Annotated in this window: 9 protein-coding genes; 3 read left to right on the top strand and 6 right to left on the bottom strand. The window is 61.3% G+C overall.

Annotated elements, in window-relative coordinates; genetic code table 11:
* Nucleotides 1-240 (top strand): autotransporter outer membrane beta-barrel domain-containing protein (locus tag M2447_RS12625; RefSeq protein WP_277558432.1); only part of this gene is annotated, 240 nt, incomplete at its 5' end.
* A gap of 204 nt (nucleotides 241-444) precedes the next feature.
* On the opposite strand, the gene tnpA is transcribed toward M2447_RS12625, so the two are convergent.
* From tnpA to mutS, 3 genes are all read right to left on the bottom strand, one after another.
* Nucleotides 445-897 carry an IS200/IS605 family transposase gene (tnpA, locus tag M2447_RS12620; protein ID WP_277558894.1) on the bottom strand — a complete coding sequence of 151 codons (453 nt, stop codon included), beginning with the start codon at nucleotides 895-897 and terminating at the stop codon, nucleotides 445-447.
* A 174-nt stretch (nucleotides 898-1071) separates the two neighbouring features.
* The gene (locus tag M2447_RS12615) at nucleotides 1072-1458 is read right to left on the bottom strand and encodes a hypothetical protein (RefSeq protein ID WP_277558892.1); all 387 of its coding nucleotides are present in this window, start codon (nucleotides 1456-1458) and stop codon (nucleotides 1072-1074) included.
* A gap of 17 nt (nucleotides 1459-1475) precedes the next feature.
* On the bottom strand, nucleotides 1476-4079 hold the full coding sequence (gene mutS / locus M2447_RS12610) for a DNA mismatch repair protein MutS (protein WP_277558891.1): 2604 nt from the start codon (nucleotides 4077-4079) through the stop codon (nucleotides 1476-1478).
* Nucleotides 4080-4379: 300 nt separating this feature from the next.
* Here mutS and M2447_RS12605 point away from each other — a divergent pair, with 300 nt between their 5' ends.
* Nucleotides 4380-5051: a hypothetical protein gene (locus M2447_RS12605; protein ID WP_277558889.1), complete on the top strand. Its 672-nt coding sequence runs from the start codon at nucleotides 4380-4382 to the stop codon at nucleotides 5049-5051.
* Nucleotides 5052-5355: 304 nt separating this feature from the next.
* On the opposite strand, the gene M2447_RS12600 is transcribed toward M2447_RS12605, so the two are convergent.
* Nucleotides 5356-6693: an alginate lyase family protein gene (locus tag M2447_RS12600; RefSeq protein WP_277558888.1), complete on the bottom strand. Its 1338-nt coding sequence runs from the start codon at nucleotides 6691-6693 to the stop codon at nucleotides 5356-5358.
* Between the two features lie 208 nt (nucleotides 6694-6901).
* On the opposite strand from M2447_RS12600, the gene M2447_RS12595 reads away from it, so the two are divergent.
* The gene (locus M2447_RS12595; RefSeq protein WP_277511030.1) at nucleotides 6902-7729 is read left to right on the top strand and encodes an alpha/beta fold hydrolase; all 828 of its coding nucleotides are present in this window, start codon (nucleotides 6902-6904) and stop codon (nucleotides 7727-7729) included.
* Between the two features lie 64 nt (nucleotides 7730-7793).
* Here M2447_RS12595 and M2447_RS12590 read toward each other — a convergent pair whose 3' ends face one another.
* Nucleotides 7794-9209 carry a hypothetical protein gene (locus M2447_RS12590; RefSeq protein ID WP_277558887.1) on the bottom strand — a complete coding sequence of 472 codons (1416 nt, stop codon included), beginning with the start codon at nucleotides 9207-9209 and terminating at the stop codon, nucleotides 7794-7796.
* A gap of 87 nt (nucleotides 9210-9296) precedes the next feature.
* Complete coding sequence (locus tag M2447_RS12585) at nucleotides 9297-10631, bottom strand: mechanosensitive ion channel family protein (RefSeq protein ID WP_277558886.1); 1335 nt, start codon at nucleotides 10629-10631, stop codon at nucleotides 9297-9299.
* Nucleotides 10632-10785: the final 154 nt, after the last annotated feature.

The raw sequence follows: 10785 nt of genomic DNA, 5'->3' as shown, positions 1-10785 counted from the left end.
AGCCGCTGGGCGCCCTACGGCAAGTTTGCGGCGGTCTCGGTGGAAAGCTCCGACGGCGAGATCACTGCGCACGGCAGAACATTTGAGGCCAACTATGACGGCAAGCGAGTCGAGTTCGGCCTGGGCACGAGCTACCGCATCGACGCGATCAGCCAGGTTTACATCGACTACGAATATGCGAAGGCTCAGTTCTACGAACGCCCCTGGTCCCTAAACCTCGGCTACCGCAGACTCTGGTAAACGCGACGCTCTTCAGCCAGTCGCGCAAGGTGCGCCGCACCGCGCAAATTGGCCCGCGATTGATGGTGTCGAGTCTCAGCGTGAGGTATCTGGAATTGCACGCCAAAGGCGCGCCACAACTTAGCCCGGGGCGGGCGCCAAGGGCGCCCGCCCCGGGGATGAAAAGATAAACACCGTGCGCCCTGACAGGGCGCCACATGCGCATCAATCCCAGACGTAATTTTCGTCGTATTCGATTCCGTGCTTGGCGAGAAGCGCGCGATATTCGTCCTGGAATGTGACTTTGCGGTGATGCTCCGGTTGCGTGCGGATGTAGGTTTGCACGGCATCGGCCATTGACGGCGAAACGGAGAATGCGCCGTAACCGGATTGCCAGAGAAAATTCCTGTAGCGGGCGTCGCGTTCACGCAGCCAGCGCGCTGCGTTTTGTTTGGCGTGTTTGACGATATCCGCGATTGTGTGCGTGCGAGAGAGGCCGAAGAGGAGATGAACATGGTCGGCGATGCCGCCGATTTGGATGACCGGACATTCGACGGCGTTGAGCGTGCCCGCGAGATAAGCGTGCAATGCGGATTGGTCGGCGGGCGCGATGATGGGTTCGCGGTGTTTTGTGGAAAACACGAGATGGACGAGAATGCGCGAGAGGGATTGGGGCATGGCGGGGTGATGTTGGCGATTGAGATTGCGGGAAGGGGGAACGCGGAAGGCGCGGGTTGTGGCACCCCTACAGGGCGCATGGGGTTTTGTGGTTATGTTCCCAGGGTGCCGCAGCGGCACCATGGGCTAAGTTGTGACGCGCCGTTGGCGCGGGGGATGTTGCCGAAGCCTGATTTATAATGTGGGAGCCGGATAATTTGTGTTTCTTGAATTTGGTTTTCTATTCTTCAGCCGGGTTTCCCTAATTAGGATGAAAACGCCGTCCAACAATAATAGAAATCCCGCGCCAACACAGAGACCCTGAAAAAATTTCCGATTGGCTTTTTCCTTCTTCGAGATCAATGAGAGCTGCATCATCGCATATTCCAGCGAGCTATCCTTAAAGGAGGCGGGCGCACCTGATTGCGAATCCCTGTTAACGCGGGAATAAACCGATTCTTCCCAATGTTTCCATTCCGCCGCCTGTTTCTTTTCGTTTTCCTTTATAATGCTTATAGCGGCAATGGGGAATATTAATAGAATCAGGGCTTTTATAAAAATAAGTAATGTTATTAATTTCATATTATATAATAAAAAAACTACAACAAACTCATCTGCGCGTCGTCTTCGGGCTTCACGGTGATTTTCTTTTTGGGGCGCGCTTTCGGCGTTGGCGCGGTCAGCTCGATGTCGGTGTCTTCGCTTTCCAATTTTGCCAGGATTGTTTTGGCGCGGTCGATCACCGTCAGCGGGAGTCCGGCGAGGCGCGCGACTTGGATGCCGTAGCTGCGGTCGGCGGCGCCGGGGACGACGCGGCGCACAAAGACGATTTCGTCGTTCCACTCCTTCACCGCCACACTGAGGTTTCTCATGCGCGGCAAATGTTTTTCGAGTTGGGTGAGTTCCTGGTAGTGCGTGGCGAAGAGGGTGCGCGGGCCGCGGGTTTCGTCGCGGTGCAGGTGCTCGACCACCGCCCAGGCGATGCTGAGGCCGTCGTAGGTCGAGGTGCCGCGGCCGATTTCGTCGAGGATGATCAGCGAGCGGTCGGTGGCGTTGTTGAGGATGTTCGCGGTTTCGTTCATCTCGACCATGAAGGTGGAGTTGCCGCGCGCGAGGTCGTCGCTCGCGCCGACGCGCGAGAAGATGCGGTCAACGAGGCCGATGCGGCAGGCTTTCGCGGGCACCCAGCAGCCGACTTGCGCCATGAGCGTGATGAGCGCGACTTGGCGGATGTAGGTCGATTTGCCGGCCATGTTGGGGCCGGTGATGAGCGCGATTTGCGCGTCGCTTGAGCTGAGCGCGGTGTCGTTGGGGACGAAGGTTTGCGGGCTGCCGGCGGAGGGGTTTTTGAGCATTTGCTCGACGACGGGGTGGCGGCCTTCGGTGATTTCGAGGACGTCGGTTTCGTCGATTGTCGGGCAAACATAATCCCATTCGCGGGCGAGCTGGGCCCAGCCGCAGAGGACGTCGAGTTCGGCGAGGGTGTCGGCGGTGCGCACGAGCGCGATGGATTCGTCGAGCACGGCGGTGACGAGTTCGTTGAAGAGGACGAGTTCGCGCGCGAGGGCGTTTTCCTCGGCGTGGAAGATTTCCTTTTCCTTTTGCTTGAGCGCCTCGGTGACGTAGCGTTCGCCGCCGACTGTCGTCTGGCGGCGGATGTAGTCGGCGGGGACGAGGTGGAGGTTGGCCTTGGTGACTTCGATGTAGTAGCCGAAATTGCCGGTGTATTTGACCTTGAGGGAGCGGATGCCGGTGCGCTCCTGCTCGGCGCGCTCGAGGTCGGAGAGCCAGGTTTTGTTGCCGGTGGTGAGGGCGCGGAGGCGGTCGAGTTCGGGGTCGTGGCCGGCGCGGATGTGGTTGCCTTCGTTGATGTCGTTGGGGAGTTCGTCGGCGAGGGCGCGGGCGAGGAGGGCGTGGAGTTCGGGGAGGAGGTCGATTTTTTCCTTTTGGATGCGGGTGGTGGTGCCGGGGGCGAATTGCGCGAGGGCGTCGTGGATTTTGGGGAGTTGGGCGAGGGTGTCGCGCACGCCTCCGAGTTCGCGGGGGTTGCGGAGGCGGTTTTGGAGGCGGCCGATGATGCGGGGGATGTCGCGGATGTTTTGGAGGTGGGCGCGGAGGGCGGAGAGGGAGCCGGGCATGGCGAGGAGTTCGCCGGTGATGGTTTGGCGGCGGTGGATTTCGGCGAGGTCGAGCGCGGGGGCGGCGAGCCAGCGTTCGAGGAGGCGCGCGCCGGCGGGGGTGGCGCAGCGGTTGATGGCGTGGTGGAGCGAGCCGTCGCGGGTGCCGCGGGTGGAGTTGAAGATTTCGAGGTTGCGGAGGGTGGCGGGGTCGAGGAGGAGGGTTTTGGTGGGGCGGTATTCCTGGAGGCTGCGGAGGTTTTCGGGTTTGGCGCAGAGGTTTTCCGTTGCGTAATAAACGAGCGCGGCGGCGGGGCCGAGGGCGGGGTGGTTGTTTTCGAGGCCGAAGCCTTGGAGGTTGAGGACGCCGAGCGCGGCGGCGATGGCGGCGGGCGCGGCGTTGAGCTCGAACTGGTAGGGGGCGAGCTCGGTGACGAGGCGCGTGGCGCAGAAGCCGGCGAGCGCGGCAAGCGCGGCGTGGGCCGGGTTGGCGTGGTCGTGCGCGGCGTTTTGCCAGGCGGGGAGGGCGTTTTCGGGGGTGACGATTTCGGCGGGGTCGAGCGCGGTGAGGATGGGGAGGAGGTTTTCGGGGCGCTCGTCGGTGGCGACCTTGAACTCGCCGGTGGTGAGGTCGAGCCAGGCGGCGTGGAGGCCGTGCTTGTCGTGCGTGATGGCGCAGAGGTAGTGGTTGCGGGCGGCGTCGATTTGCGCGGTTTCGAGCGTGGTGCCGGGGGTGAGGATGCGGGTGAGCTGGCGGCGGACGAGTTTGCCGGCCTTGGCGGGTTCGGCCTGGTCGCAGATGCCGACTTTTTTGCCGAGGGCGAGGAGTTTGCCGACGTAGTTGTCAACGGCGTGCGCGGGGACGCCGCACATGGGGGTTTCCTGGCGCTTGGTGAGGGTGAGGCCGAGGAGTTTCGACGCGGTGACGGCGTCGTCGTTGAACATTTCGAAAAAGTCGCCGAGCCGGAAGAGGAGCAGGGTGTCGCGGGGCAGGCCGCGTTTCACGTCAACATACTGCTGCATCATGGGGGTGAGCTTGACGGGGGCGGCGGGCGATGACGCGGAATTGGCGGGTTTGGCGGACATGGTGCGGCGTGGAAAGGTGTGCGAAAATTGAAAGGCGAAAGGGTAGCGGAGGGAGCGGGGGCGGGAAGGAAAAAGGCGATATTTTTTTTAATCGCGGAAGCGCGGAAGGACGGAAGGCGCGGAAGTTTTAGGGATGAAGAAGGGAACACAAGGGACTCAGCGTGGCGCAGCCGCAAGCGAAAGGAATGGCTGCAAAGAGGCGCGGGAGGCGATTAACTTTGAACTGTTGAGGGCCCTGTGGATATTTGATTGATAATCAAACCTTCCCAAACTGTTTCTTGGACAAAAAATAAAAATACAATGAATGAATCATCCGAAATGCTGCATGAACTGGGCGCGTTCGACCTTCAGGAAGCCAAAAGGCTTTTTCCATTGTTAGAATCCAGCGGCATTTACTTTGAAACACATATAAATGACGGAGAACTTTTAGCGCCCGAACGAACGCTTCAACTAATTTATGGCATGAATCCGGACCCGATGCGCACTACTGTGTTTGTCAAGGAAGGTGATATACCCAAGGCTCTTGAGTTAGCTATGAATCTTTTTCCCGCGGTCACAAATGGAAGCGGCGCCAATCCATCTGCCGCTGACGCTTATGACCCGGATTACCGCGTCACCGATGCCACCACGCCAAAAGAAAAAGAGGCATTTATAAACGCATACCGCGAGTATTATGCCAAGGTGATAACAGATGCGCTGATCAATATAGAGGAGGCCAAGGCGGCTTTATTTGTATTTTTCAGCCAGGCTGTTCGTGCGGGTCTTAAGCCATCAGATGCGTTTGATATGCTTACGGGCAATGGCGGGATTCTCCATCGTCCTGAATTTCAGCTCAGTCCCGATGCTGGCGCGCTTATAGAATTCATAAAGAGAATGGACGTTGGTGAAATCTATGCGGACGCGGGAGTTCCACCCGAGAGGGATTTTTGTCAGGATGCGACTACGGGGAAATGGTCTCCAAAGGCTCAGTGAACAATCAGCTTTGGCCAAATGAAATGACGACGCAAGAGGGGCGGCAGGGACGCAGAAGAGGGACACAGAGAACGCAGAGGTCCACAGAGTTTTGGGAAGTCCGCAGGCCATCGCATGTTCACAAGCGGATCAACGCAGCTTTTTCTAATCAAGAATTATGGCTGCATATGGCTCCATGCGCGTAAAATTATGCAAATAACCGACGGGCCTCACCGCCCTCTGTGGTTCTCCGTGTTCTCTGTGTTCCTTTTCACAATCATCAACGGTCTTTTGGTTTCGGTTTTGCCGGCTTGGGATGCGTTTTTTAATACCAGAGCACGGGGTGGCGTATGGGGAAGTTGCGCTGCACTTCCTCGACCATGCGATCGGGGGCGAGCCGCTTCCATGTGGCAAGCCAGGTTTCGTTGCCCGCGGACATCGCGCCAAAGAGGAGCGCGGGCTGGCGCACCGGCCAGTCGTTCCAATGCATCACGTCGGGCTTGAGCGGCCATTTCGATTTGTCCGCCAGAAAGGGCGCGAGGTAGGCGACGGCTTTAATCATGCCGCGATCGTCGACTTCAGAAACACGCCATGTCATGTAATCGTTGCCGATTGCCACCGTGCCGCTGGAACTGCCGTCCGGGTGCTTTTCAATATCCGTCGTGATCGTGGGCGTGCCCACGACTTGCGCGAGCGCGCACATGACGTCGAGGTTGAAGATCGAATAGGCGTAGGGTTTGGTGCGCTCGAGTTCGAGGGGGAAGCTTCCGTCGGCGGCCATTTGGTTTGGGATGTGGAGCGTCACAAGCCGCGCGCGGCATTCGTCGAGCACGGCGGTGTCGCCGGTCACGCGCGCGAAGCATGCGGCCTGCAATGTCCAGCAGGTGCCGTGGTTGTTTTTGGCGTTGCTCTCGTCGATGCCGTATTTGTGCGTGCGCATCCAGCGCAGGTAGTCGCGAAACCACGCGGTCACCGCGGCGTCGGTTTCGGGCGTGAAGGCCACCGCGTTGTCCAACTGTTCCGCGCCCGCGCCGCGCAACGCGACGACGGCCATCGCCACCTCGGCGAGGTGCAGCGTGTCGATGACGCCGATGCCGCGCCCGGTGTGGCGGCCCTTGATCGACTGCGCGTATTCGAGCGACGGGTTCATGCGCGTCTCCGGCGTCACGAACCACGCGCGCAAGTGCTCCACCGCCGCCGCGCCGTAGCGCTCCTCGCGCGTCAGTTTGTAGGCGGCGGCAAGCGCGGAGACGTTGCGCGAGAACTCCATCATCAAGCGCCGGTGCGCGACAAAATTGTCCGGGTTTGTCATGCCGTCGCGCCGCGCGTAGGGCGCGGCGGGGTTTTTCGGGTCGGGCCACCAGTAGTCGCCCTCGGAGGAGAAGTCGTGCGCGTCGCCGGCACTGCGCGGGTTGCGCGCCGAGACGATTGTCACCGGATCGGCGTCGAGCGCGGCGTCGGCGAGGCGGAGCGTGCGCGCGTATTCATGGCGCGCGAGATCGAAGCCGGGCAGCATGTGCGTTGTGATGGAGACGGCCGGCTCGGACCCGGCAGCGCGCGCGGATTCCTCGGGGTAGTTGCGCGCGCCATCGTCGCAACCGGCGCAAATCAGCAGGCATGCGGACAAAAATAAAAGCGGAATGAAAGCGGGTTTTTCAGGCATGGCGCGGAATGGGAGTTAAAAGAAGAAGAAACAAAAGGTTGATGGTGGCAGCGGGGGAGGGAAGGGGAATCGGCGATTATTTTTGATCGCTAAAACGCGGAAGGGCGGACGGCGCGGAAGCTGGTGAAACGCGATGCCGTGACAGGATTGTTTTCGAGGTCGGTATTTTTTTGCGTCTTTACGTTTTGCGTTTCAAAACGGCGTGGAAATGAACAGCGCGAACACCGTCGATTTATTCTGCCGGGATTTGGGTGGCGAGGGGAGGCCGCCGCTGGTGGTGCTGCACGGGTTGCTGGGGTCGTCTCGAAACTGGCAGACGACGGGCGGCGACTTGGCGCGGGCGGGCGCGGGACATGTGCTGGCACTGGACTTGCGCAATCACGGGCGTTCGTCGCACGCGGACGCGATGAGCTATGATGCGATGGTCGCGGATGTGCTGGCGTGGATGGATGCGCGCGGGTTGAGGAGCGTTTCGCTCATGGGGCACAGCATGGGCGGCAAGGTGGCGATGGCGCTGGCGTGCCGTCAGCCGGAGCGCGTGGAGCGGTTGATTGTGGTGGATATTGCGCCGAAGGATTATTTGTCGATTGCGCATCGCAACGAGTTCGCGGCGATGAACGAGCTCGACTTGCGCGCGCTTTCGTCGAGAGCCGGGGCGGAGATGCGCTTCGAGGCGCGCGTGGGCGATTGGGCGACGCGAAAATTTCTCACGACAAATCTTGAGCGTGACGAGGCGGGCGGCGCGAATGGCGGAGGTTGGAAGTGGGTGATCAATCTGCCCGTGATCACGGCGGCGTTGCCGGAGCTGGAGGCGAATCCGCTTCGCGAGGGCGAGCGGTTTGAGGGCGGCGCGCTTTTTGTGACGGGAGGCAAATCAAGCTACGTGAACACCGCGGAGGGTTCGGAGGACCGCCGGGTGATTGCGCGGCATTTTCCGAATGCGCGCATCGAAACCATCGCCGCGTCCGGCCACAATCCGCACATGGAAACTCGCGCGGAATTTGTGCGCGTGGCGGAATCGTTTTTGAGGGAGTGACGACACGCGGGGGCGCGTTGCAGGCGACGCTCCCGCGGGAGGTGTGGTTTTGCCTCTTTTTGGCCTACTGCAACCCGAGCGCCTGTTTCGCCTGCTCGACGAGCGGGGTGGCGGCGAGCGCGGGCGCGGCGGCGGGGAGCGCGTCGCTCATGCCGATGCGTTGCGCGCGATCCGCGAGCGTGAGATAGGCGAATGCCTCGCGCTCGGAATCGGCGGCGTGTTTGGCGGCGAGTGCGAGCGTCTCGGCGGGCATGGAAACCTGCCCGGCGGGAATCGCGTTTTTGTCCGCGAGGAAAAAGCTGAGTGAGGCGCCAAGCGTCTGGCACCAGGCTTCGGGGCGCGCGGGCATCGTGCAGGCGGGCGCGCCGGGTTCCTGCTGCCATTCCATGAAGAGGCGGATTTGCTCGTGGAGTTTGGCGAGCTCGACGTCGGCTGTGGCGGAGGTCCACTTGGTGTGGAATTGTTTTCGTTCGCGCATTTTTTTCACCTCCCACACGCGAAGGAGTATCTCGGTCGTGTCGTCCTTTTTCTCAACCGCGCCGGTGATGACGTAATCGAGTTTGCCGTTGCTGGAGGCGACGAGTTGCTCGATGTTGGACTTGGTCCATTCGACGGGGAAGATGGCGTAGTAGTCCTTGTCGAAGAGGGCGAGCGCCGCGATGGGGTTGTAGTGGGGGCTGTAATAAAATGTTTCCGAGAGCCAGAGGGGGAAGCCGCGCGTGAAGCGGGCCAGTTCGTCCTCGGGCTGCTTTGATTTTTCGAGGGCGTCCTCGGTCTTGATGCCGAGGATGGAAAGTTGCCCGAACGCGATGTGCCGCAGTTTCGGGTTTTGCTTGGGCGACGGAAGCACGCCGGGAAGCTCTTCGATTCCGTAGGACCAGATCGGGCGCGAAATGCTGACGAGGTTGATGGTCTTGCGCGCGTTTGCCGGGTTTCCGTCGGGGCTGTGCGCGGGCGCGGGAAGATCGCCGCGTTTTTCGGCTTCGATGAGCTCGGCGAGGGCGTTGGAAAAACCGTGAAGGCGCTCCTCGAGGTCGGCGCGATTGAGCGCGAAGAGGATGTCGAGCACGTGCTGCGCGGCGGCGGTGTTGTTGGTGGCGAGGTAGGCTTGGAGGAGGTTGATGCCGGTGGCGGGGCCGTGGCGCTCGGCGTCGTAACGCGGCGCGACGAGTTCGATGATTTGCGGAATGTAGCCCGCGGTGCCGAGGTCGGCGGAGATTGTCACGAGCACGTCGGCGCGGTCGCCCGCGGTTTGGAGCAGCTCCTCGTAGACGGCCATCGCGCCGGGGAGATCGCGCGCCTGCAATTTTTCATGGGCGGCGAGCAACCGGGTTTTAATTGTGCCTTGCAAAACGCTTTCCGGCGAGGAGGGGGCGGGCGCGGGAGGTTCTTCGCCAGCGGGCGCGGCGGCGGGTGTGGGCGCCGGCGTGGTTTCACCGGAATTGTTTTTCCTGGAGGTAAAGCGGTCAAAAAATCCCATGCCGCGAGAAAAGCATCGGCGGGGCAGAGGGCGAAGCTTTTTTATCGGGGTGGATGTTTTTGGCGCGGAATGGCGAAATGGCGGGCGTCACTGGTTTTTCCCGAGCGCCTTCATCGCGGAGGGCGCGAGGTCGATTGTCTGGGTGGGGAAGGCGAACGACAGGCCGCGCGCGGCTGCGGCGCGCATGAACGCGAGGTTCAAGCGCTGGCGCAGCGCCATGTGTTTTGCGAAGTCCGGCTCGCGGGTCACGTAAACAATCCACAGGTCGAGCGACGACGCGCTGAAGTCGCGGAAATACACCATCTCGGAATTGGGCAGCGCGTCGGGCTCCGCTTTTATCAGCGCGCGTATGTCATCGACGATCGCCGCCATCTGGTCGGGCGTGCTGTCGTAGGTGAAGCCGAGCACTTGCTCGACGCGGCGGTTGGTGAATTTCGACAGGTTCACAATTGATTCCGACGCCACGGTTTTGTTGGGAATGATGACGAGCGCCTTGTCGGACCGGCGCAGTTTCATGGAGCGGACTCCGATGTCCTCAACCATGCCGGAGTGGCCGGCCAGTTGCACGGATTCGCCGATTTTGAAAGGCTGGTCAACCGCGACCACGGCCGCGCCGAAGACGTTCGCGACGGTGTCTTGCGCCGCGAGCGCGAGCGCGAGGCCGCCGATGCCGAGGCCGGCGATGAACGCCTGGATTTCCAGGCCGAACACGTTTTGCGCGATGGTCAGCACCGAGGCCACGGCGAAGACGCCCACGAGCGTTTTGCGAATCCACGGCATATACAATGCGATGCCCGCGCCGCGCTGGGTCGCCTTCGTGTGCATGTAGTCGAGTCCGGCGTTGAGCAGGCGCAACAACAACCAGAAGAGGGTTACGGAAAAAAGCAGCGTGGCCGTGCTGCCGATGGCCTTGCGCACGGGGGGCGCGTAGTCGAGCGTGAGCACCGCCACGTAAATGCCCGAGAGCATCAGGAAGAGCGCGGAGGGCGGTTCCGCGGCGTCGACCACCCTGTCGTCAAACGTCCAGGTCGTGCGCTTGGTCAGTTTTTTGAGCAGGAAAAACACAGCCGGCAGCAGCAGCCGGCGCATCAGGTAAAAGGCGACGATGATCGCGGCGGCGAGCACGAGGCGCTGCCAGGAATTGCCGGTTTTCCGAACGTCGAAAAAGGCGAGGACCGTGTCGGCCGTTTCCCTGATGAACTCGGGCAGCTCCGTGTCCACGTAACCGCCCGCGATGGCCGCGGCGGCGGCGTCATTGCCGGACGCGGATTGTTGCGCTGTCGTGGTCGCGGAGGGCGGTGGCTCGGGTTCCGGCACGCCGCGGCTTTGCCCGAAAACCACGACCCCGGCGAATAACAAGCCGAAGGAAAGGAGCAGCGCGGGCGCGGCCAGGCGAAAACGGCTCAAGTGGCGTTTTTTCATGATGAAGCGTTTTTGCAGCCGAGTGCCGCGGCCTGTCAAGGCGCGGCAGCGTGGCGGGCATTTTTGCGCGCCGTCCAAAAAACGCGGAACAAGTTTTCGCGTCCTCCTATCACATTTCAATTTGCCATAAACGATTCGCGCATGCAGTTCCTGC

The sequence above is a fragment of the Ereboglobus sp. PH5-10 genome, assembly GCF_029504735.1.
In the GTDB taxonomy this organism is placed as follows: domain Bacteria; phylum Verrucomicrobiota; class Verrucomicrobiia; order Opitutales; family Opitutaceae; genus Ereboglobus.
Note: the sequence above shows the minus strand (reverse complement) of the source record. Positions and strands in the feature narration are given on the sequence as shown.

Bases quoted from the DNA above. Each gene is read 5' to 3' on its own strand.
- tnpA (WP_277558894.1), bottom strand. From the start codon at position 897: ATGCCCCAATCCCTCTCGCGCATTCTCGTCCATCTCGTGTTTTCCACA.
- M2447_RS12615 (WP_277558892.1), bottom strand. From the start codon at position 1,458: ATGAAATTAATAACATTACTTATTTTTATAAAAGCCCTGATTCTATTA.
- mutS (WP_277558891.1), bottom strand. From the start codon at position 4,079: ATGTCCGCCAAACCCGCCAATTCCGCGTCATCGCCCGCCGCCCCCGTC.
- M2447_RS12605 (WP_277558889.1), top strand. From the start codon at position 4,380: ATGAATGAATCATCCGAAATGCTGCATGAACTGGGCGCGTTCGACCTT.
- M2447_RS12600 (WP_277558888.1), bottom strand. From the start codon at position 6,693: ATGCCTGAAAAACCCGCTTTCATTCCGCTTTTATTTTTGTCCGCATGC.
- M2447_RS12595 (WP_277511030.1), top strand. From the start codon at position 6,902: ATGAACAGCGCGAACACCGTCGATTTATTCTGCCGGGATTTGGGTGGC.
- M2447_RS12590 (WP_277558887.1), bottom strand. From the start codon at position 9,209: ATGGGATTTTTTGACCGCTTTACCTCCAGGAAAAACAATTCCGGTGAA.
- M2447_RS12585 (WP_277558886.1), bottom strand. From the start codon at position 10,631: ATGAAAAAACGCCACTTGAGCCGTTTTCGCCTGGCCGCGCCCGCGCTG.